The organism is Cytobacillus sp. FSL R7-0680, from assembly GCF_038009245.1.
In the GTDB taxonomy this organism is placed as follows: domain Bacteria; phylum Bacillota; class Bacilli; order Bacillales; family Cytobacillaceae; genus Cytobacillus; species Cytobacillus kochii.
Map to the genome: position 1 here is coordinate 3975225 of NZ_JBBPAO010000001.1, position 22277 is coordinate 3997501.

The 22277-nt window shown below is 37.9% G+C and carries 20 protein-coding genes and 2 riboswitches; of the genes, 19 read left to right on the forward strand and 1 reads right to left on the reverse strand.

Annotated features, from left to right (window positions below; translation table 11 throughout):
* Positions 1 to 172 precede the first annotated feature (172 nt).
* The 9 genes from MKY26_RS20000 to MKY26_RS20040 all read left to right on the forward strand — a co-directional run bounded on the left by MKY26_RS20000 (position 173) and on the right by MKY26_RS20040 (position 9011).
* Entirely contained in the window at positions 173 to 532 is a 360-nt protein-coding gene (locus MKY26_RS20000; RefSeq protein WP_095370776.1) for a non-heme iron oxygenase ferredoxin subunit, read from the forward strand.
* Positions 533 to 558: 26 nt separating this feature from the next.
* A complete protein-coding gene (gene hcaB, locus MKY26_RS20005; RefSeq protein WP_218971976.1) occupies positions 559 to 1440 on the forward strand; it encodes a 3-(cis-5,6-dihydroxycyclohexa-1,3-dien-1-yl)propanoate dehydrogenase in 882 nt (293 codons plus the stop codon).
* Positions 1441 to 1650: 210 nt separating this feature from the next.
* Positions 1651 to 3060: a PucR family transcriptional regulator gene (locus MKY26_RS20010; RefSeq protein ID WP_340977639.1), complete on the forward strand. Its 1410-nt coding sequence runs from the start codon at positions 1651 to 1653 to the stop codon at positions 3058 to 3060.
* A 62-nt stretch (positions 3061 to 3122) separates the two neighbouring features.
* Positions 3123 to 4058 (forward strand): DODA-type extradiol aromatic ring-opening family dioxygenase, encoded by a 936-nt coding sequence (locus tag MKY26_RS20015; protein WP_095370774.1) that lies wholly within the window; start codon positions 3123 to 3125, stop codon positions 4056 to 4058.
* Positions 4059 to 4072: 14 nt separating this feature from the next.
* Positions 4073 to 4927: an alpha/beta fold hydrolase gene (locus MKY26_RS20020; protein ID WP_095370773.1), complete on the forward strand. Its 855-nt coding sequence runs from the start codon at positions 4073 to 4075 to the stop codon at positions 4925 to 4927.
* A 92-nt stretch (positions 4928 to 5019) separates the two neighbouring features.
* Complete coding sequence (locus tag MKY26_RS20025) at positions 5020 to 5811, forward strand: 2-keto-4-pentenoate hydratase (RefSeq protein ID WP_328199872.1); 792 nt, start codon at positions 5020 to 5022, stop codon at positions 5809 to 5811.
* Between the two features lie 281 nt (positions 5812 to 6092).
* Complete coding sequence (locus tag MKY26_RS20030) at positions 6093 to 6965, forward strand: acyltransferase (protein ID WP_307318775.1); 873 nt, start codon at positions 6093 to 6095, stop codon at positions 6963 to 6965.
* An 86-nt stretch (positions 6966 to 7051) separates the two neighbouring features.
* A complete protein-coding gene (locus MKY26_RS20035) occupies positions 7052 to 7675 on the forward strand; it encodes a TetR/AcrR family transcriptional regulator (protein WP_307318773.1) in 624 nt (207 codons plus the stop codon).
* Positions 7676 to 7745: 70 nt separating this feature from the next.
* The gene (locus tag MKY26_RS20040) at positions 7746 to 9011 is read left to right on the forward strand and encodes an MFS transporter (protein WP_341098430.1); all 1266 of its coding nucleotides are present in this window, start codon (positions 7746 to 7748) and stop codon (positions 9009 to 9011) included.
* A gap of 25 nt (positions 9012 to 9036) precedes the next feature.
* On the opposite strand, the gene MKY26_RS20045 is transcribed toward MKY26_RS20040, so the two are convergent.
* Positions 9037 to 9444, reverse strand: a complete 408-nt coding sequence (locus MKY26_RS20045) for an NUDIX hydrolase (RefSeq protein ID WP_095370770.1) — start codon at positions 9442 to 9444, stop codon at positions 9037 to 9039.
* A 173-nt stretch (positions 9445 to 9617) separates the two neighbouring features.
* Here MKY26_RS20045 and MKY26_RS20050 point away from each other — a divergent pair, with 173 nt between their 5' ends.
* From MKY26_RS20050 to MKY26_RS20095, 10 genes are all read left to right on the forward strand, one after another.
* Positions 9618 to 10994, forward strand: coding sequence for a UDP-N-acetylmuramoyl-tripeptide--D-alanyl-D-alanine ligase (locus MKY26_RS20050; RefSeq protein WP_095370769.1), 1377 nt, complete (start codon positions 9618 to 9620; stop codon positions 10992 to 10994).
* A 117-nt stretch (positions 10995 to 11111) separates the two neighbouring features.
* Positions 11112 to 12131 carry a DUF3231 family protein gene (locus tag MKY26_RS20055; RefSeq protein ID WP_341098431.1) on the forward strand — a complete coding sequence of 340 codons (1020 nt, stop codon included), beginning with the start codon at positions 11112 to 11114 and terminating at the stop codon, positions 12129 to 12131.
* A gap of 362 nt (positions 12132 to 12493) precedes the next feature.
* Positions 12494 to 13921, forward strand: a complete 1428-nt coding sequence (locus MKY26_RS20060) for an aldehyde dehydrogenase family protein (protein ID WP_341098432.1) — start codon at positions 12494 to 12496, stop codon at positions 13919 to 13921.
* A 96-nt stretch (positions 13922 to 14017) separates the two neighbouring features.
* A riboswitch (M-box (ykoK) riboswitch) is annotated at positions 14018 to 14182 on the forward strand.
* A 242-nt stretch (positions 14183 to 14424) separates the two neighbouring features.
* Positions 14425 to 15795 (forward strand): magnesium transporter, encoded by a 1371-nt coding sequence (gene mgtE / locus MKY26_RS20065; protein ID WP_095370766.1) that lies wholly within the window; start codon positions 14425 to 14427, stop codon positions 15793 to 15795.
* A 1113-nt stretch (positions 15796 to 16908) separates the two neighbouring features.
* Positions 16909 to 17280: a MerR family transcriptional regulator gene (locus MKY26_RS20070; RefSeq protein WP_224939188.1), complete on the forward strand. Its 372-nt coding sequence runs from the start codon at positions 16909 to 16911 to the stop codon at positions 17278 to 17280.
* Between the two features lie 39 nt (positions 17281 to 17319).
* Positions 17320 to 18657 (forward strand): hemolysin family protein, encoded by a 1338-nt coding sequence (locus MKY26_RS20075; protein WP_224939152.1) that lies wholly within the window; start codon positions 17320 to 17322, stop codon positions 18655 to 18657.
* 38 nt (positions 18658 to 18695) lie between these two features.
* Positions 18696 to 19748: a hemolysin family protein gene (locus MKY26_RS20080; protein WP_095370763.1), complete on the forward strand. Its 1053-nt coding sequence runs from the start codon at positions 18696 to 18698 to the stop codon at positions 19746 to 19748.
* Between the two features lie 69 nt (positions 19749 to 19817).
* Positions 19818 to 19865: riboswitch (PreQ1 riboswitch) on the forward strand.
* Between the two features lie 99 nt (positions 19866 to 19964).
* Complete coding sequence (gene queF / locus MKY26_RS20085) at positions 19965 to 20465, forward strand: preQ(1) synthase (RefSeq protein WP_095370762.1); 501 nt, start codon at positions 19965 to 19967, stop codon at positions 20463 to 20465.
* Positions 20462 to 21085, forward strand: a complete 624-nt coding sequence (locus tag MKY26_RS20090) for a queuosine precursor transporter (RefSeq protein ID WP_341098433.1) — start codon at positions 20462 to 20464, stop codon at positions 21083 to 21085. The genes queF and MKY26_RS20090 overlap by 4 nt, the downstream gene beginning before the upstream one ends.
* A gap of 284 nt (positions 21086 to 21369) precedes the next feature.
* Positions 21370 to 22263, forward strand: coding sequence for an SDR family oxidoreductase (locus MKY26_RS20095; protein ID WP_095370760.1), 894 nt, complete (start codon positions 21370 to 21372; stop codon positions 22261 to 22263).
* Positions 22264 to 22277: the final 14 nt, after the last annotated feature.

Consider the following 22277-nt stretch of genomic DNA (forward strand, 5'->3'; position numbering starts at 1 on the left):
TTTAGTGGGTTTTCAGATCTAGCTCCAGGCGCCATCGGCTCTATGGCCTAAGCCAATCCGCAGGAAAGGTTAAGGAACAACCTTTCCGCCGGCTCATCTTATGCTTGTCGGCGATTACGGGCGCCTTGCGCTTTTCTAAAAACATGATTAACAAGGAAAGGGGATGTATGGATTGAAATATACAAAGGTTTGCACCTTGTCTGATTTACCAGATGATGAGGGATTAAAAGTAGTGGAAGGGGATACGGCTGTAGCAGTGTTTAATGTGAATGGTAAAGTACTTGCCACACAGGATCGCTGTTCTCATGCCAAATGGTCACTGTCCGAGGGCGGTTATTTAGATGGAGATGTCATCGTTTGTTCACTGCATATGGGGAAGTTTTGCGCTCATACGGGGGCAGTAAAGATGGCTCCACCTTGGAAACCTTTGAAGAAATATCCGGTAAAGGTTGAGGGGGAGGATGTATTTGTGGCATTTGAGGATGGTTACTTTGAAGCAGAACAAAGTAAGAGCAAAGTAATGGATGGTTGACTTATTTTCACGAGTGGGGAGCTACAATGATGAAATTGACAAATGAAGTGGCCTTTATCACAGGCGGAGCGTCCGGTGTTGGCCGGGCGATTGTAGAACGTTTCGTGTCTGAAGGTGCGAAGGTAGCAATATTTGATAAGTCAGTGGATCGTCTAAAAGAGCTTGAGCAGACATTTGGCGATGATGTCATGGGCATTGTTGGAGATGTTCGACAGCTGAGTGATTTGAAGTCAGCGGTCAATCAGTGTAGCGAACATTTTGGCAAAATTGACACCCTCATTGCAAATGTAGGCATTTGGGATTACAATATGGCACTTGTCGATCTTCCAGAAGATAAATTAGATCAAGCATTTGATGAATTATTTCATGTCAATGTGAAGGGATATTTACTAGCAGCTAAAGCCTGTCTTCCACAACTGGCTGAAACTAGAGGGAATATGATCTTTACTGTTTCAAATGCTGGGTTTTATACAAATGGTGGAGGACCGCTTTACACTTCCACAAAACATGCGGTGGTTGGGTTAATCCGCCAGTTGGCCTTTGAGTTGGCTCCTTATGTTCGTGTGAATGGAATTGCGATTGGCGGTGCCATGACAGATTTAAGAGGACCTGCTTCATTAGAAATGGATAGCCGCTCTGTCACAAGCATGTATAAGGAATGGTATGAGGACGAAGATTTGGAAGCAGGTAAAGAGAATATCGCAGCAGCATCTCCAGTCGGCCGTATTTTGCAAGGAGAAGATTATGCAGGTTCTTATGTGTTTTTTGCCTCTCGAGATGACAATATTCCCGCTACAGGCACTGTATTGAATTTTGATGGGGGTTGGGGAATACGCGGGATTCGTAGAAAAACAGGTAGTGAGGGTCTGTTGGAGAAATTAAAGGTTAAAGCTTTTGAAGGATTATAAATGAACGTTCGAGTAAGCGGATCATTGGTGGGCTCAGAGCAATAGAAACCCCAACTTAGCTAAGTTATTTGACTATAGTGTTTTACCTGTTTTGCTTAGGCTCACTAGTCATTAATCGACAGATACTTCCAAAAGGAGTAGAATAATTGTAAAATACTAATTTTTCGGGTAACTAATTCAACTAGTAACTTTCTTAAGTGGGTGAGTATATTGCAAAATAAGGTTCATTATCCTGAAGCTTTAGAGGCATTTGTACAAATGTCTTCAAATTTTGGCAACTTTAACTACACGGAGAAGGAATTCGAATCAGGATTGCCTCAAATGCTTTTGAATTGCTTAGATAGAGTGTTAACAGAAAAAAATCATTTACAAGCTGCTGTAGATTTTAATAATGAAGCCATTGGACACTTCCTAAATGGTGTTGGCGAAGCACGATTGGCTGATGTATGTTATCAACTTACCAATAATCCTATTATTCTTGAAGATTTAGGATTTAATTACCTATATTCAGTCGGGTTAGATGCAGAACTGGCTAAACAATATAGTAATCAATTAAAGACCATTGTGAAAAACAATCAGAATAAAGCTATGCAGACGAAATTGAATGAACTGATAGACAATCAGCAAGTAGTCGAAATGGAGCAATCTAATCAACATAAGAGATTAATAGCACCGATGATTTCAAAGGGGAAGGTGGTAGGATATTGCTCCTTTATTAAGCCTTCTTTTACTGAACTCGATTGGTTGAAAATGAAACAAATGCATTTGGTTGGGTCAGTAAGTAACTACAATAAGGAGTCCATTTTAGATACAGAGCTTAGGTTAAACATTAAAGGTGGACTGTTAGAAGACATGATTCATAATCGTCTAAATCCTGTCGTGTTGTTCAAAAGGGCAAGACATATTGGCGTAGATTTAGGGAAAGAGTATCAATTTCTCGTTTTAAAAGTGGATGCAGATTTTTATCCGAGTGAAAAGGAACCAATTGGTGCAATGAATCTGATTGAAGTTTTCTCAAGATATTTTATGGAACGTAATCTGAATATTCTCATATCGGAGGGTGCACAAAACATTGCCGCTTTGTTACCTATAGATATGTTCTCGAAGCATTTTATAAACGTCGATGAATTTATACGGAAATTACTTCATTTTCTTAAAGAGAAATATCCTCAAAATCCTTTTAAAATAGGCATAAGTTCAAAAGCAACATCGCTTGAAGATATTCCTATTCTATACAATGAAGCACTCATTTCATTGAATGTGAATAATCAACAAAAAGACATCATGTACTTCGATGATTTGGGTGCTGTAGGGATATTATTTCGTACAGGCAAAAATGAAGATATCCGACATTTCTGTAACAAGATGTTGTCAAAGTTAGTTGAGTACGATCGCGGGAAAGAATCAGAACTTACCAAAACATTATACATCTATATTAAAAATGGACAAAATATGTGTAAAACAGCAAAAATCATGAATTTATCACTAGGTGGTTTACGTTATCGTATACAAAAAATCGGAAAAATTTTAGAAGCAGATATTAATGATCTCCAAACAAGTAGTCAGCTTTTCTTAGCATTGCAGGCAAGCATTATTTTAGGAGATCTACATTTTGAATAATCATTGGCGGGTTGATATGTGCCTGCCGTGATATGAACAGTAAAACATAAGAGGTGGGAGTTATGGCTGAAATAGTAGCAGGAGTAGCAATGTCACATAGCCCAATGATCATGACAAATGAAGCTGGCGGTGGTGAAAAAGGACAACGCTTTCTAAATACCGTTACTGAGATGAAACAATGGCTTAAGGATATGGGGACAGATGTGATTGTGCTTATATCTGATGATCACTTTAATAGTTACTTTTATGATCACATGCCCTCCTTCACGATTGGAGTTGATCGCTGTGAAGGATGGGGAGATTGGGAAATTCCTGAATATCAAATTCCAGTCGAGAAAGAGTTAGCGAAGCATGTACTTGATACAGGATTGGGTAATAATGTAGACTTTGCTTTTTCCATGAGAATGAAAGTGGATCATGGTCATACGCAAGCAGTCCACTTTTTAAACGATGATTTAAATATTCCAGTTGTGCCGATTGCGGTGAATACAGCTGCCCCTCCACTTCCGACAATGGATCGGTGCTTCCAAGTCGGAGAAGTGGTTCGTAAGGCAATTGAAACATGGGAAAGTGATAAAAAAGTAGCGATTGTGGCATCAGGCGGCATTTCTCATTGGGTGCCGATTCCGAAGATTGATAGTGAAAAACCTGAGGATCAAGAGCTAATTAAAGTTCTGACAAATGGTCGTCAGCAGATTGAAGAGCTGGATGAATATTTAAACACGCGTAAAACACGTGTGACAAGCTTGAAATCTGGACCGGTCAATGAAGAGTGGGATCGTAAATTTTTACGAAACATTAGAGAGAAAGATTATCAGGCACTTAGACAATGGTCTCCAGATTATATAGAAGAAAATGGGGGAAATGGCGGCCAGGAGATACATAATTGGCTTGTGCTGCTTGGAATTTTGCAAGAGTTTGAACCAGAGGTTGCCTGTTATGAACCCATCCCTGAGTGGGTGACAGGAATGGGTGTTGTTAAGTTCCATAAAGTATAAAGGAGGATGTTCAGATGACAATTTGGAATGATTTAGCCGATTTAGCTTTTAAAAATTATTATGTCGATGCCAATGGAATAAGAACGAGAGTGCTAGAAGCAGGAACTGGTGAACCACTTATTTTGCTTCATGGTACAGGTGGTCATATAGAAGCCTATGCTCGGAATATTAGAGGATTAAGTGAGCACTTCCGCGTCATTTGTATTGATATGCTTGGGCATGGATACACGGAGAAGCCTAACCACCCATATGGAATTGATAGCTATAGTGATCATCTATTAGGAGTGATTCAAGCTTTAGATTTGAGGGAAGTCTATTTATCTGGTGAATCCCTAGGCGGATGGGTTGCAGCCTGGTTTGCAGCCCATCACCCTGGCATTGCTAAAGCTTTAGTATTAAATACGCCTGGAAATGTGAATAACAAAGCTGAAGTGATGAAAAAACTGAAGGAATCTACCGTTAAGGCGGTGCTAGAAGCAAACTATGAAAATGTGAAAACGCGGCTTGAATGGCTAATGTATGATAAGAGTCAAGTGACGGATGAACTGATAGAGGCACGATACAACATCTATACCCAACCATCCTATCAAAAGGCAGTTGATCATATTGTCGCCTTACAAGAAATAGAATTTAGACAAAAATATAGCTGGGACCCCTCTTGGTGTGGAAAGATTGATGTGCCAACCTTATTAGCATGGACCGACCATGACCCAACTTCAACTGTTGAGGAAGCTATGCCGATTCAAGAGATGATACCCGGAAGTGAATTAATCGTTATTAACGACGCGGGCCATTGGCCGCAATGGGAAAAGGTTGATGCGTTCAATAAGGTCATTATTGACTTTTTTAGCAAAATACCTGTGAAGTAAGTTTGTTTTGTCTTACCTGACTTTGATAGTACAAGTGTAAAAATGTACTATCAAAGTTTTTTTGATATTCACAAGAAAGGGAGTTTAATCATTTGAGTAATCAAAAGACGATTAGTATACAGCAAATATACGAGCATTTACTTCATGCTGAACAAACGAAAACAGCGATTAAGCCACTAACTAATCAATATCCTAACCTAACTATTCACGATGCATATCAAGTCCAACTAAGAGCAATTGAACAGAAAGTGAAAGACGGTCATAAAGTTGTTGGTAAAAAGATTGGTTTAACATCCTTTGCGATGCAAGAACTTTTAGGAGTCGATCAACCTGATTACGGTCACTTATTAGATAGTATGAGCATACCCAACAAGGGATCAATCGATATCGATTCACTTTTCGAACCAAAAGTTGAAGGGGAAATTGCATTTGTACTTAATAAGGATTTAAAAGGCCCACATGTGACAGCCGAGGAAGTTTTATCCGCAACTGAATATATTATTCCTTCATTAGAAATTGTAGATAGCCGTATTCACAATTGGGAAATCAAATTAGAAGACACTGTTGCTGATAATGCATCTTGTGGGCTTTATGTATTAGGAGATGAGAAATTTAATGTTAGTGGTTTGGAGCTAAATAAAATCGAAATGAGCCTTTATAAAAATGGTGAATTATCGAATAAGGGAACAGGTGCAGATGTCTTAGGCCATCCAGCTGCATGTGTAGCATGGTTAGCGAATAAGTTATTTGAATATGATGTTGTTTTAAAAGCGGGAGAAGTAATTTTATCAGGTGCCTTATCCGCAGCAGTCGTTGCGCAAAAAGGAGATGTGTTTACTGCGGAATTCAGTAAGCTAGGAAAGGTGGAAATTGTTTTTCGTTAAAGGTACATACAAATAATCTATTATGCACCCTTATGAAGTATCAGTCTGATTACTCCATAAGGGTTTTTGCACTTTAATAGAATGGATATAGTTCTTTTGTTCATAATAAAGGGATAAATAACCATTTTAGGTTACGTTTTATACGTGATTATTACAGGTGATGTAAAAATTAAAGTATCTTAAATACAAAGTCATTAAGTTAGGATTAAAATGCGTATGATGAATAGATTCTTTTGTATAATAAATGCGTTTTAATGCTAATAAAAGTAGGTGTGTAAATAATGGAAACCATCACAGATATATTTAAAAAACCAACTTCAAATAATGAAATCCAATTAATAGGGATGAAAGAAGAGGAAATTGCATTTGATCATTCGAAGGTGAAGTTTGTCGGAGAGGGCAATACATTAATTGTTGAACGTGGCGCCAAATTTAAAAATACGAATATTCATTTTAATGGCAATCATTCAGTTGTCATTATTGGTAAATCCAATCGACGTGCGACATTTAATGTTTCAGTATGGAATAATAGTGCCTTCTTTATTGGGCGCAATTATTCTTTTAATGGGAGTGCTAGATTTATTCTTTCAGAGCAAAAGAATCTTTTCATTGGTCATGATAATATGTTTTCCACAGGTGTGGTTGTAAGGTTAGCAGATCCACATTTGATTTATGATGCAGCAACGAAAAAGCGCATCAATCCAACTAAAAGCGTTTATTTAGGTGATCATATTTGGATTGGACAAGATGTGATGATATTAAAAGGTGTTAATATTGGGTCTGGTTCTATTCTTGGAGCAAAATCACTTGTGACAAAATCATTACCATCCAATGTGTCAGCAGCGGGAAGTCCGGCTCGAATTGTGCGCAATGATGTGTTTTGGGCTCGCCCATCTGTACATGCGTATACAGAAAATGAAACGGAAGCCGCAGAGCAATTTGCCGATGATCGGTTCATTTATAGCGAAGATGGAAGTATAAAGGAACCTATGAAGGTTATTGAAAAGCAATTAATTGATGCTGCTAACTGTAATGAGAAAGTAAATATCTTATTGCCTTACTTAGAAAATACTCCTAAAAATCGCTTTTATACTCCTGTGAAATCGAAACAGAAAGAGCCATTACTTAAAGGGATATTTTCAAAAGGAGAATAATTACTTCACATAAGTTGGTAATTGGTATAATATAATTATAAAATAATTGATGATTGATTAATCAATCATTTTAAGAAGGTGTTCAAATGCCATTATCGGAAAAACAAATTCAAAATATGGAGCTCCGGAAAAAGAAGATTTTAGAAGCGGCTATGGGGTTATTTGCGACTGAAGGGTATGAGGGTACGACAATTAAGAAGGTTTCTGTTGCTGCTAATGTTAGTTTTGGTAGTGTGTTTACTTATTTTAAAGATAAGGAAGCATTGTTTTATACCGTTGTTGTTGAACCATTAACAGAATTGAAGGAGCGCGTTTTATTTTTTGATGAGACGTCTGCTGATCCTTTATTGGAAACAAAACAGATGTTAAGAGAGCATTTTAGAGCATTTGCAGAAATGAATCGTTATTTGCAATTGGTTGTACAAGTTGTGGGACAGCATGAACGGTATGCTGATGTGTTTAAGGAATTAGATGAGTTCCATGATGTATTTCGTGGGAAGGTCGGACAATTGGTACAAAACGGGCAGCAAATAGGGGTGTTTAAGAAACAAGATCCGCTTATTGTTGCTACATTGTATACGAGTCTCTTAATAGGCGTTCGTTTAAATTCAACTGATAATCGCTATAGTGATGTGTGGGAACAATATGCTGTCACTGCACTAAATCTTTTTGCACCAACTGAAAAAGTAACAGATAAAGGACTTTCTTAGTTTAGGGAAGTCTTCTCATTCGCTTCAATAATGATTGATTAATCAATCATTAAAAAGAGGAGGAATATGTATGAAAAATCTGCACCCAGCCATCCGTATTAGATTACTGTTACAATTCATTTCATCTATTTCAACAATGGCGATTTTACCTTATATCATTATTTATTTTGCTGAAGAAGTTGGGAGGGCCGTGACAGGTGTTCTATTTCTATGTGTGATGTTGGCAAGTGTTTTAGGCTCCTTATTAGGTGGATTTACTTCAGACAGAGTAGGGAGAAGGAAGGTAATATTGCTTGCAGAACTGTTTGTATTTATAGGGTATATAGGTGCTGCAGTTGCCAATACATCCGTTGGTGCCTATCCTTACATCACTTTTCTATTTTTTATGATCATTCAATTTAGCACAGGTGTCGTCAATCCAGCCTATCAAGCATTAATCATTGATGTGAGTTCCCCTGAAGAAAGAAAAATCATTTACACTTATGCCTATTGGGTTCGAAATTTAGGGATTGCTATTGGTAGTATGGTCGGCGCTTTCTTCTTTTTTTCCCACCTTGTCTTATTACTCCTTAGTGCAGCTCTTGTGTCCTTCCTTTCTATTTTGATGACAAAGGTGTTTATTAAAGAAACCTATCAACCTAACGTGCAGCGACAAAAAAGTAGTCAAACGATTCAAGTGTATAAAGAGTATTTAAATATATTAAAGCATAAATTTTTTATCATATTTATTCTTGCTAGTGTATTAATTGTAGCTGTGGAGGAACAATTAACGAATTATATTGGTATTCGTTTAAAAGAACAGCTCCCAAATCCAATACAAATCATTACCGCCATTCCTATGGAAGTAGATGGTGTGAATCTACTAGGATTTTTGAAGGCAGAAAATACTTTACTTGTTGTTGCGCTTACGTTCGTTGTTATCACAGTCATAAAAAAGTGGAAGGAACGTGTGACATTTTTGGTTGGACTTTTGCTATTTTTCACCGGTTATACAGTTCTTAGCTTTACAACCATTCCCATGCTGCTTATTGTTGCTATGTTCCTCGCATCAATTGGTGAGATGATGTATATCCCGATGCAGCAGACCTTGCTCGCTAATAGTGTGCCTGATCATGCGAGAAGTACTTACATGTCGCTGTATGGTGTTGCCATTTTCTTAGGTGTCAGTGCTGCAGGTGTAGTTGTCATTGTAAGTGAATGGGTTCCGCCTCTTGTTATTACTGGTGCAATTGGTCTAATGGGCGGGGTGAGTTTTATTTTGTTTGCGCGGTTAGTAAGCATAGCAAAGGAACAAGAAGAAACAAATATAACTAACCTAAAATCAGTCTCTAGATAGTAGGTTAGGTTAAAACGCAATATGTTTAAAAATCGACAAAAAAAGGGTGCCTACCTTCATCCAAACAATACTCGACCCGTTGCCTGTAGTTTTGCCATTCAATCATTTGTAATGCCTGGTCAATAGGGAAGTAGCCAACTGCTAAGCTTTCTGAGCTTGTGGTTAGTTCTCCGCCGGTAGGTTTGGCAAGGAATAAGGTGTTACAGATGGATTTTTCTACGTTTTGGAAGATGCCACAGAAGCGTAGGATCTCTACGTCGATTCCAGATTCTTCTTTTGTTTCGCGGATGGCTGCCTCTGTGATGGATTCACCTTCTTCTACTTGTCCACCAGGCATTTCCCAACCTCTTAGTGGCCCTTTTATGAGTAGGATTTCATTATGATCGTTTAAAACAATCGTTGCTGCTGAGACAATATGTTTAGGTGTAGCCATAAAATCTCCCCTTGTATTTTTTAGATAATTTATTCCATATTATCATGAATGGATGAGATTTTTTCTAAAAGTTAAATCTATTAAAACATTTCAGCTTTACCTTACTAAAGAGTTTTCTTTTTCTGCAAAAAGGTCTACAATTTGATGTAAGTAATCATTGTGGAGGATTTAGGATGATAAAGCGAAGTTTAGTTGAAATTCAGGATATGTTAAATGGTTCAGGTCTGCAAGAAGAATACGCTGATATCCGTGTTGACGGGGTTTCGATAGATACAAGAACATTACATAAGGGGAATTTATTTATTCCTATTATGAGAATTGATGATGGTCATAACTATGTAAATACGGCTTTTGATCGGGGGGCTACTGCAACCCTTTGGAAGAAGGGGCATAAGCATCCACCAGAAGGAGTACCTGTGATTTACGTCGATGATCCACTTCAAGCATTACAAGAGTTGGCAACTGCTTATCGTGAGCAATTAAATATGAAGGTTGTCGGTGTAACGGGGAGTAATGGAAAAACAACAACGAAGGATATGATTAAGTCCATCTTACAGACGACATATAAAGTCCATAAGACAAAAGGGAATTTAAACAGCCAAATCGGTTTGCCTCTTACCATTCTTGATGTCGCAGAAGAGACAGAGGTCCTTGTTCTAGAAATGGGTATGAGTGAAAAGGGACAAATTCATCGTCTGTCAACTATTGCTCAGCCTGATGTTGTAGTTATTACGATGGTTGGTTTGGCACATATTGCGACACTAGGTTCAGAAGAAAATATCGCCAATGCTAAACTGGAAATTATTGATGGTTTAAGAGATGGCGGCTTATTTATATACTATGGCGATGATGCTCACTTAAAGCAGGCGTTAGCCAATGTTGATTTACCCATGCGTGTTAAAACATTCGGTCATGAAGTAACGAATAATTACTACTATGAGAAAGTAAAAGAATATAAAAAATATCTTGAGTTTGATATCGCAGGAGAGCAGTTATTTAAAGATCTAAAAGTATCGATCATTGGTAAACATAATGTGAAAAATACGTTAGCAGCGGTAGCTGTCGCTCTTGAATTGGGAGTGACGCCTGAAAACATTATCGCCGGATTGAAGAATTTAGATTTGACTGCCATGCGAATGGAAACAATTCAAACAAAAAAAGGATACACCATTATTAACGATGCTTGGAATGCGAGTCCGAACTCTGTACAAGCTGCGATTGAAACAGTACAGGAAATGGAGGGCTATCATCAGAAAATATTAGTACTAGGAGATATGCTAGAGCTAGGTGATAGTGCTGAAACTCTCCATAAACAAATGGCAAAGGCAATTGACCCGAATGAAATTGATTTTGTCGTCACATATGGAATATTAGCCTCTGCAATTGCTAAAGAAGCGAAACAAATGATGGGGGAAGACAAAGTGGTGTCTCCTTATACAAAATCGGAAATCGTCCAATTTATTAATAAAATCGTGAAGAAAGAAGCCCTCATTCTATTTAAGGGCTCCAGGGAGATGAAATTAGAAGAAGTAGTGAAAAACTTAATCTAGGTTTAAAAGCAGCTCACTTAAAATTTATGTGAGCTGCTTTTTTATTTTCCTATTTGGTATAATTCTCCTTTCAATAACAAATAGTAAGGTCAGAATATTGTGAAGGGAAGTGCACGCATGACAGAAGAAAAGATTAACCTTTCTTCTTCGGAGTTAGCGTCTTTATGGACATCTTATATGCAGAATACGATGTCCGTTCAGTTTTTAAGTTATTTGCGAGAAACCGTTGAGGATAAGATGATATCTCAACTAGTACAAACTGCTTGTCAGATTTCAGAAGACCATATAGCAAAATTGAAAAGTATCTTTCAACAAGAGAAAATACCCATTCCAAAAGGGTTTACTGCTGAGGATGTAAATATTCATGCCCCGAAAGTGTATACAGATATTTTTATGTTAACCTACATTCATCATATGGCTAAAGCTGGCATGCTTAGTTATAGTGGCTTTCTTTCCTTAAGTGCAAGAAAAGATATAAGGAAGCTTTTTAATAATACACTTTTTGCGACAGCTGATTTATTTGAGCAAAGTTCAGAAATTCAAATCAATAAAGGTGTATTTGTCCGATCGCCAGTTATTCCTTATCCAAAAGAAATTGATATGGTTGATGATAAAAGTTATTTCAAAGGATTAAATCCGTTTGCAGACAAAAGAGCGTTGAATGCTGTGGAAATCTCTCATCTTCATCTTAATTTTTTCAATAATGTTGTTGGGCTAAAATTAGCTACAAGCTTTGCCCAAATGTCACCAAGAAAAGAAGTACAAAAGATATGTATACAAGGCAAAGATATTTCAGAAAAACATGTGGAATTATTTGCTGTTACTTTGATTAACAATGGTCTTCAAGCACCAATTGATGGAGATGTTAGTATTACCAATTCAACTGCCGAAGTATTCTCGGATAAATTAATCCTTTTTCAATTAGGGATGTTAACAGCTGCCGGGAGTGGAAACTATGCGACGGGTGCTGCAGCAAGTCAAAGGCATGACCTGATCATCAATTATGAACGTTTAGCTATGGAAGTGGGTCAGTATGCAAAGGATATAGGGAATTTAATGGTGGAATTGGGTTATCTTGAACAACCACCTGGAACATTAGATAAAGAAACATTAGCCAAAAATAAAGAAAAACATTAGTAAGGTAAGCATCGTGAAGATGCTTACCTTTTTACTATCCGTGATTGGTAGAACGTCTACTTTACGCCATTGACCTAGCTCTATTTATTCTTAGGAGGCGATTAGATCTCTTGTAGATAGAGTAGTTTAATTTCACTAACCATCTTTGGATTAGATGAATCAAATGAGCAATAAATTCCAACGTCCATCCCTCCACACCGATATTACGTGACGAGCACGTAGCCCTATCTTTTCCTAAAGAATAAATGTTATACAGATGAAAAGTTGGTAATAAATGACGAATGTGACATGTTTAATAAAGGGGAGAAAGGGAATGGGTTAAGTAGAATCAATAATATCCCTAAAGGAGCTTGATTATACTTATGCGAAATTATACTAAGCACTATATTAATGGCGAATGGGTCACATCAACGGGATCTAAAACCATTGATGTCATTAATCCAGCAACAGAAGAAGTAATGGGAAAAATTAGTTCAGGAACAGAAGAAGATTTAGATAAAGCAGTGGCAGCGGCCAAAGCTGCATTTCCATCATTCTCTCAAACATCAGTAGAAGAAAGAATTGAGTTACTTGAGCGAATTTGTCAAGAATATGAAAAACGTAAAGACGATATTATAGAAGTGATTACAGAAGAACTAGGCTCTCCTGTTAAGCGAAGCAATAAAGTCCATTATCAAATGGGTTTACAACACTTTAGACAAGCGGTAGAGGAATTAAAGACGTTCAAATTTGAAGAAGAACGAGGCAACACATTAGTTCGCAAGGAAGCGATTGGTGTAGCAGGACTCATAACACCATGGAACTTCCCTACGAATCAAACCTCTACTAAACTGGCAAGTGCGTTTGCTGCTGGTAGTACCGTAGTGCTTAAACCAGCATCTAATACACCATTTGCAGCGATGATTTTAGCGGAAATCTTTGAAGCGGCAGGTTTGCCAAAAGGTGTCTTTAACCTAGTAACAGGTTCAGGTTCAACAATCGGTAATGGCATTAGTTCACATCCTGATATTGATTTCGTATCCTTTACAGGATCTGGTGAAGTCGGACAAAAAATTATGGAAAACGCAGCTTCAACTATCAAGAAAGTTTCTCTTGAGTTAGGTGGAAAATCACCACTTATCGTGTTAGATGATGCAGACATTAAAGGAGCGGCAAAAACAGCCGTTGCGCTCGTCGCAGGAAATACAGGTCAAGTTTGTACAGCGGCAACAAGAACACTCATTCCAAAAGGAATGCATGATGAATTCGTTGAGGCTGTAAAAGAAGTGATTGAAAACTTCCCAGTCGGTGATCCAACAAGTCAAGATGTTCAAGTGGGTCCGCTTGTCGATGCAGATCAATGGGAAAGGGTACAATCGTATATTAAAAAAGGATCAGAAGAAGGAGCAGATTTAATTGCCGGTGGTCCTGGAAAACCAGAAGGACTGGAGAAAGGTTATTATACGAAAATCACTGCTTTTACAAATGTGAAAAACGATATGACGATTGCCCAAGAAGAAATCTTTGGACCAGTAATGAGTATCCTCACATACGATAACTTGGATGAAGCAATCGAAATCGCTAATGATACCATTTATGGATTAGCTGGCTACGTTTACGGTGGCGATCGTGACACATTACAAAAAGTGGCCAAAGGCATTCGCGCTGGACAAATCCAAGTCAATAATTCAAAAACTGATTTCTCAGCACCGTTTGGCGGCTTTAAACAATCAGGCATTGGACGTGAATGGGGAGACTTTGGTATCGAAGAATTTTTAGAACCTAAATCCATCATCGGCTACTATGCTTAAATCTAATAGGTTCCCTTGTACCGGGGACCTTTATTAATTTTTCTAAAGGTGTTGACAGAATGTAACACTAGATGTAAAGTGAACATGGCAATCCATATGAATCCTCGTTAGGTGAGGCTCCTGTATAGAGATATGCTACTGCCCAAAAATGTCCAAAGACGCCAATGGGTCAACAGGAACCATCGACATAAGGTGGTTTTTAATGTAGCTGGTATTTACCTATGCTGTACAGTGCTAAAGCTCTACGAATGGAGGGGTAATTACTGCTTGTACAATACACGTACATGTTGTATTTTCTATGCATTTTATGCACCTCCACGGTTAGTTGGAGGTGCTTTTTCATTTTAAAAAAACAAGGAGGTGGTGCGGGATGGATAGTATTCCCAATCCGAGGTCGAGTAAACAGGAATTGATCAATAGGGAGAAAAGAGGAGGGTATTTGTTCTGCACCACTCATCTTATACAGAATAAATAGGCTCTTCTTCAGAAATGGAGGAGTCGAAATGAACCAATTATTAAAATTAAAACAAAAAAAAGATTACCAAAAACAAGTATTAAAATATATCACTGAACGCAACTTAAAAATGTTTCGTGAGACATTCCTTGAATTGCATCCGACGGACCAAGTAGAAGTGTTTAAAGAAATGGAACTGCCATTACAAAAACAATTGCTACTTTTTCTGACACCCGAAGAGTTCTCTGATATTTTCCAAGGGCTAGACTTAGAGGATCAATCTGAGGTTTTCACTCATATAGGCTTTCAATATGCTGTCGCGATGTTTAATTATATGTCCGCTGATGACGTTGCCGATTTCTTGCTTGAAATGGAAGTAGAAAATGCAGATGATATCCTTCAATCCATGGATCAAGAAGAAGCCAATAAAGTCATCGAGCTGATGACTTATGCACCGAGAACGGCCGGTGCCATTATGACGAAAGAATTCATTCGCATTTCAGTTGAGTCCACTGCCGCCCAAGTCATTGAAGAACTAAGAGAAACGGCAATGGCTGCTGAGACGATTTACTATTTATACGTCGTCGATATAGAGGAGCGTCTTGCTGGGGTTGTTTCATTAAGAGATTTAATTATTGCACAGCCTGATCAAATCATTGATGATATTATGAGCACACAAGTGGTTTCTGTACCGGTCAATGAAGATCAAGAAAAAGTGGCACGTTTGATTAAAGAATATGATTTTCTAGCGGTTCCTGTCATTGGGAAAGAAGGAAAGCTTGTCGGAATTATTACAGTCGATGATGTTATCGATGTACTAGAAGAAGAGACAGATGATGATTTTGGAGAATTTGCTGCTTCTAAAGGGGCGACAGATTTAAACTTAACGGCTTTTAGTGCCGCAAAAAAGCGTGCACCTTGGATTGTTTTATTGATGTTTTTCGGTATGATTACCGCTAACATCATCGGTCGCTTTGAAGAAACATTACAGCAAATTGTCATCCTCGCTGCATTTATGCCATTGATTATGGGAACGGCAGGTAACACAGGGACACAATCATTAGCTGTTGCTGTCCGTGGATTAGCCACTGGATCAGTAGAGAAAAACGGTGTATGGCAAATAGTGAAAAGGGAATTGGGTACTGGTTTGATGCTCGGTGTCGTATGTATGATCGTATTAACAGGTATTATTGGTCTATTCTACCAAGGAAATTGGCTGCTTGCTTTTATCGTTGGTGCGTCACTATTTTTAGCATTAAGTATGGCCGCAGTGATTGGAGCAGTTGTTCCGCTCATTATCAACCGCTTAAAAATTGATCCAGCCATTGCATCCGGCCCTTTTATTACTACATTAAATGATATTCTTAGCCTACTGATTTATTTCTCTATTGCAACGACCATGATGGACAAAATTATATGAAAGAACCAACACTTCCATTTAAGAATGGAGGTGTTTTTTTATGGGGAAAATACAATACAAAGCAAGCGGAGAAAGATAATTAGGAAATCGGGGAAAGATAACTTTGTATCATTCTTGGCGTATGACAGTAAATTCGCAACGAGCCAGGATTTGTTGAGAGTACCGATTTTTGGAGCGTTTATTCCTTAAACGAGTCAAATATAGATAAACTCCCTTTTATTTGATACGTTTCCAGCAAGAACGAGTCAGGATTCTGAGAGCGGTGAAAAATTTGAAGCATTTGTCTGTTAAACGAGTCAAAAATAGTAGAAGGTTCAAATGTTTGATTCGTTCCTTTCTAAAACGCGTCAAGATTTGCAGAAAGTCCAAAATTTTGGAGCGTTTACTCTTTAAACGAGTCAAATATATATAAACTCCCTTATATTTGATACGTTTCCGGCAAGAACGAGTCAGGATTTTGAGATTGGTGAAGAAATTGAAGCGTTTGTCAGTTAAACGCGTCAAATATAGTAGTTGGTTCAAATGTTTGATTCGTTCCTTTCCAAAACGAGTCAAGATTTGCAGAAAGTCCAAAATTTTGGAGCGTTTACTCTTTAAACGAATCAAATATAGAGAAACCCCATTTTATTTGATACGTTTCCAGCAAGAACGAGTCAGGATTCTGAGAGCAGTGAAAAATTTGAAGCGTTTGTCTGTTAAACGAGTCAAATATAGTAGTTGGTTCAAAATAATTGCCGCGTTTCCAACTATTACAAAAGCTAGCTCGCCTATTCTGATTCGAGTTCACTAGAACAAGCCAATATTTCCGGCTGAGTACAATTCAGGCACCGTCATCTCATCAGCCCGTTTATCATTGAAGTTTCTTTTTTTGAGATATCTGCTGTTATCAGTTAAAATATAATTGAGAATGGGGAGTTGTGGACTGAAAAAGCTACCACTTGATTTCAGTTACAGTCCATTATATAATTTTCTCATAAACTATAACGTAATAGTTTGTGTTTTTTCTTAAAAAGTTTCAACCTATAAACATAGGTTTTAGATAAAACTGAAACGTAATACTTAATATAGAAAGGGGGTTACTTCATTGGGAAGGCGTTATTGCGAATTGGTCAGGTGGCGAAATTGAGCGGTTTAACATCACGGACGATTGATTATTACACAAAAAAGAATTTATTGAGTGTCGAACGTTCCTCTTCAAACTACCGTCTTTATCCTGAGGATGTCCTGAATACGTTAGAAAGGATTAAAGCTTTGAAGAAAGAGAGATTATCAATTCTAGAGATTCAGAGAGTACTTCATACACAGGATAACCAAGGAGTAGACCCCATGGTAATAGAGGTCCAAGAGGAAATCAATCGTTTAAAAGGGAAGCTTGAAATCGTAGAACAACGATATCAACAATGTTCCGAAATCGAAAAAAAGCGTGTGTTTCGCTTACTTGAAAAAGAATTATCAGATTGTTTCAAACGATTGAATGAGTGTTAACTATTTTGGAGGTGAATCCCTCAGTTAAGAGGGAAATAATTGGACATAATAACCATTACGAATTTAATAATGCTTGTAATTTTACTTGCTCTGACGGCGTTTTTCGTTGCGTCTGAGTTCGCAGTAGTCAAACTCCGTATGTCGAGAATTGACCAGTTAATTGCTGAAGGAAATAAAAAAGCGGTTCTTGCTAAGAAAGTAGCAGCGGACCTGGATTATTATTTATCAGCTTGTCAACTTGGTATTACGGTAACAGCCCTTGGTTTAGGTGCATTAGGTAAACCGGCTGTAAGTGCTGTGTTGTATCCTGTTTTTAGTTGGTTAAACATTTCCGCTACTATTGCTGATGTTGCTTCTTATGCAATTGCTTTTGCATTAGTAACTTATTTACACGTGGTAGTCGGAGAGATGGCACCGAAAACTTTAGCTATTCAATTTTCGGAAAAAGTGACTTTAATGCTTGCTCCTTCACTTTACTGGTTCGGTAAGATTATGTCGCCGTTTATTTTTGCTTTAAATGGTGCTTCTCGTCTTTTATTGCGTATGTTTGGTGTCGCGCCAGCTCCGCAAGAAAAGGCATACACTGAGGAAGAATTAAAAATCGTTATGGCACAAAGTTTCCAAGGTGGAGAAATTGATCAAACAGAACTGAAGTATTTAGAGAACGTCTTTTCTTTTGATGAAAGAGTAGCAAAAGATATCATGGTTCCAAGAACAGATCTTGTGACAATTGATAAGGATATGACTCCAGATGAACTGATCGCCATTTTAGATGAACATAATTATACGCGTTATCCCGTTGTCGAAAATGGGGATAAAGACCGTATTATTGGTGTTGTCAATGCGAAGAAAATGCTCAGTCACATTGTGAGTGGCAGGGAAGTAAAGTTAGAGCAATATATGCGTGATGTTCCATTTGTTGTAGAAGTAACAAGTATACAAGATGCGCTGTTGAAAATGCAGCAAGAACAAGTCCATATGACTGTTGTTATGGATGAGTACGGCGGAACTTCTGGTGTTTTAACGATGGAGGATGTACTTGAAGAGCTAGTTGGCGAAATTCGCGATGAATTTGATGAGGATGAAGTAGCGGATATCCGTCCAGCGGGTGAACAAAAGTATATCATCAATGGACGTGTGTTATTGACTGATTTGGAAGACCGGTTTGGCCTAACATTTGAAGATAGTGAAGATATCGACACAATTGCTGGTTGGATACAATATAAAAACCTTGAAGTAGTAGAGCAGGGTGACGAGGTTCATCACGATAATCATGTGTGGGAAGTGGCTGAAATGGATAATTATCAAATTAAACAAGTCATGTTCCATCAATATTTAGAAGATCAAATAGCAGAGGAAACCCCTCAATCATCGTAATCATCTTGGAGGTGAATCCCTCAGGAAGAGGGAAATAATTGGACAGTATAATCATATTAAACTTGTTTTTAGTTGCATTATTTATTTTGTTTACGGCATTTTTCGTAGGTGCCGAGTTTGCTATATTGAAAGTGCGTATGTCTAGACTCGATCAATTGATCGCAGAAGGAAATAAAAAAGCAGTACTTGCTAAAAAAGTAGCTCATAATCTTGACTATTATTTATCTGCCTGCCAGCTAGGTATTACCATTACAGCGCTTGTTTTAGGTGCTTTAGGTGAACCAACTGTACAGAAGATTTTAGAACCTTTGTTTATTGAATTTGAAGTATCAGCCGCTGTAGCGACAATACTTTCTTATATCATCTCACTGACTATTGTCTCGTTCTTACACGTCGTTATTGGTGAACTTGCACCAAAAACATTAGCGATTCAATATGCAGAAAAAATGACACTTCTACTGGCGCCAGCTTTATATTGGTTTGGTCGCATTATGAAGCCAGTTATTAGTTTATTAAATGGTTCCGCAACGTTTATTTTAAGACGATTCGGTGTTGAGCCAGCTGGTCATGATACTGTGCACTCGGAAGAAGAGTTGAAGTTGATTGTCACACAAAGTTATGAAGGTGGAGAAATCAACCAAACAGAACTTGCTTATTTGGAGAACATCTTTGCCTTTGATGGTCGTCAATTAAAAGATATTATGATTCCGAAAGAAGAAATGATTACACTGCAGAAGAATCAGTCATTGGACAGCATGTTAAAGGTCATCGATGAACATGAATATACAAGATACCCTGTTACATCTAAGACGAAGGAATATATCGGCTTCATTAATACGAAGGAAATGTTAACGAGTTTAGCTGCAGGACGTAAGGAAGATTTTAAAGAATTTATGCATGAGATTCCAAGCTATAAAGAAACTATCTCCATTAAAGAGGTTTTCTTGAAAATGCAGCAAACACGTACACATATGGCCCTTGTAACAAATAATCAAGGCAAAACCGTCGGGTTAGTAACAATGGAGGATATTCTTTCTGAAATTGTTGGTGAAATTAAAGATGAATCGGATGGCAATGAAGTGTACGCCTAACAGAAAAGATTGACAGTGATCACAAGCTTATATAAACTGAGAAAAGTAAATGAATAGACTGGAAGATATCCAGAAGAGGTTCATAGCTTTAAACCCTCTATAAAAAACTATGGATGCATGAAAAAAACCATGTCCATATTCGGGCGTGGTTTTTTGTTTCTTAGTTGACAGATGGTTTTAGCTCCCTGAACGAAATTGATTCAAGGAGGCTTTTTTATGTCAGGAAGAAAAGAAGAACAAGGATTAACGGATTTAACTTTATTAGGTAATCAACAGACCCAATACCCATCAGATTACGCACCAGAAGTACTTGAGGCTGTGGACAGCTTACATAGCGGCAGAGATTATTTTGTCAAATTTAATTGTCCAGAATTCACAAGTCTTTGCCCCATCACAGGCCAACCGGATTTTGCTACGATGTATATCTCTTACATCCCTGATGAAAAAATTGTAGAAAGTAAATCATTGAAACTGTATCTCTTTAGCTTTAGAAATCATGGCGATTTTCACGAGGACTGTGTCAATATTATTATGAATGACCTCATTGATTTATTGAACCCCCGTTATATTGAAGTTTGGGGGAAATTTACACCTCGTGGTGGTATTAGCATTGATCCATGGTGCAATTATGGCCGACCGGAAACGAAATACGAAAAGATGGCAGAGCATCGATTAATGAACCATGACCTCTATCCAGAAAAAGTGGATAATCGATGATTCTATATTTAAACGGCATCTATGTGGGCTTGCTTATATTAGCAAATATAGTTGCTGTGAAATTATTCAGCCTTGGCGATTTAGCGATTCTTCCAGCAGCAGTGGTCGTTTTTATTTTTACGTACCCAATCATTGATATTATCGTCGAATTATATGGGAAAGAAGCTGGTAAACAAACGGTGAAAGCTGGTCTTATCACACAAATATTGGCGATTATCTTTATTATGATCACCATCCAATTACCTGCTGCTCCCGTATTCGGCGAACAGGCATCATTTCAGGCGATTTTAGGTGGTAGCTTTCGTGTAATAGTTGCGAGTCTTGTGTCTTATTTTATTAGCCAGCATATTGTTGTGTATGTTTTTCATAAACTAAAAATGCGTCATGGTAAGAAGAAGTTATGGTTCAGAAATAATATGTCTGTAATGATTAGTCAAATCGTCGACACATCGATATTTATTACGATCGCCTTTTACGGAACGATTCCAACTTCCGCATTATTGGGATTGATTTTCTCGCAATATTTATTTAAATTTATTGCCTCAATTTGCATCACACCGCTTGTTTATTTAGTTGTGCATATGATTCGTAAGCGTGAATTCATTATGGAAAAAGTGTAATTCGATGAAAAATTAGAGTCTTGCTTCCTTTTAATTGAAGCAAGGCTTTTTTTATACGGTTCTATTGGTTTTTTCCCCCACTTACATAACTGTTCTAAAATAGGTACAGACTTAGGTGGTCATCGATTTGTTCAAAGAAAAGTTTAGACCAAAAGGCGATAATTATGTAGATATCACTTCTTATCTTTCAGCAATCGTACCCAATAGTTTAAGAGCTAGGTATTTTCGCGTTTGCACCACCTTCTCTCAATTAAAATAATATGATGAAGAGGAGGGGAAGCCCTATGGAACGAGGAAATTACGGAAAAGAAACAAAATGTGAGGAGATTGTATTTAGCTTTCCGAAACAAAAGCAGAATAGACAGCCAGGGATGGAATACGAAATGGTACCAAGACCCATATATGATAATCCGCAATATAGAGGTACCGGCAAGCTAAAGGATAGAGTAGTAATTGTAACTGGGGGCGATAGTGGGATAGGGAGAGCCGCTGCGGTCGCTTTTGCGAAAGAAGGAGCGAATTTAGTAATTGCCTATTATGATGAACATCGCGACGCAGAAGAGACGAAACAGGCAATCGCTTATTATGGCGGGAAATGTCTTCTTATTCCAGGTGATCAAAGGGAGGAAGCGCATTGTAAACGAATTGTAGAAGAGACCATCCAAACCTTTGGCAGATGTGATGTGCTTGTGAATAATATCGCTGTACAGTTTTTGCAAGATGAATTTACAAATATTAGTTCAGATCAGTGGAACATAACCTTTGACGTGAATATTCGGTCGTATTATTATATGACAAAAGCAGCCATGCCTCACTTGAAAGATGGGGCCAGCATTATTAACACAACCTCAATTAATGCCTATATCGGTAGAAAAGATCTCATTGATTATTCGGCAACAAAGGGCGCAATTGTTAGTTTCACACGAGCGTTAGCTAATAATGTTGTAGACAAAGGCATTCGTGTCAATGCCGTTGCACCGGGGCCAATTTGGACGGCACTCCAACCTGCAAGCCAATCCCCGGAACAAATCCAAACATTCGGTCTCGATGTCCCAATGAAAAGAGCAGGGCAACCGTATGAATTAGCACCCGTTTATGTCCTTTTAGCATCTGATGACGGCTCTTACATCACAGGTCAAACCATCCACGTTAACGGGGGAGATTTTGTTGGCTCCTAATAAAAAAGCCGAGC

Excerpts from the sequence above, each read along its gene's own strand:
- MKY26_RS20035 (WP_307318773.1), top strand. The coding sequence starts at position 7,052 with ATGCCATTATCGGAAAAACAAATTCAAAATATGGAGCTCCGGAAAAAG.
- MKY26_RS20045 (WP_095370770.1), bottom strand. The coding sequence starts at position 9,444 with ATGGCTACACCTAAACATATTGTCTCAGCAGCAACGATTGTTTTAAAC.
- MKY26_RS20055 (WP_341098431.1), top strand. The coding sequence starts at position 11,112 with ATGACAGAAGAAAAGATTAACCTTTCTTCTTCGGAGTTAGCGTCTTTA.
- mgtE (WP_095370766.1), top strand. The coding sequence starts at position 14,425 with ATGAACCAATTATTAAAATTAAAACAAAAAAAAGATTACCAAAAACAA.
- MKY26_RS20015 (WP_095370774.1), top strand. The coding sequence starts at position 3,123 with ATGGCTGAAATAGTAGCAGGAGTAGCAATGTCACATAGCCCAATGATC.
- MKY26_RS20020 (WP_095370773.1), top strand. The coding sequence starts at position 4,073 with ATGACAATTTGGAATGATTTAGCCGATTTAGCTTTTAAAAATTATTAT.
- MKY26_RS20030 (WP_307318775.1), top strand. The coding sequence starts at position 6,093 with ATGGAAACCATCACAGATATATTTAAAAAACCAACTTCAAATAATGAA.
- MKY26_RS20040 (WP_341098430.1), top strand. The coding sequence starts at position 7,746 with ATGAAAAATCTGCACCCAGCCATCCGTATTAGATTACTGTTACAATTC.
- hcaB (WP_218971976.1), top strand. The coding sequence starts at position 559 with ATGATGAAATTGACAAATGAAGTGGCCTTTATCACAGGCGGAGCGTCC.
- MKY26_RS20095 (WP_095370760.1), top strand. The coding sequence starts at position 21,370 with ATGGAACGAGGAAATTACGGAAAAGAAACAAAATGTGAGGAGATTGTA.
- MKY26_RS20090 (WP_341098433.1), top strand. The coding sequence starts at position 20,462 with ATGATTCTATATTTAAACGGCATCTATGTGGGCTTGCTTATATTAGCA.
- MKY26_RS20050 (WP_095370769.1), top strand. The coding sequence starts at position 9,618 with ATGATAAAGCGAAGTTTAGTTGAAATTCAGGATATGTTAAATGGTTCA.
- queF (WP_095370762.1), top strand. The coding sequence starts at position 19,965 with ATGTCAGGAAGAAAAGAAGAACAAGGATTAACGGATTTAACTTTATTA.
- MKY26_RS20060 (WP_341098432.1), top strand. The coding sequence starts at position 12,494 with ATGCGAAATTATACTAAGCACTATATTAATGGCGAATGGGTCACATCA.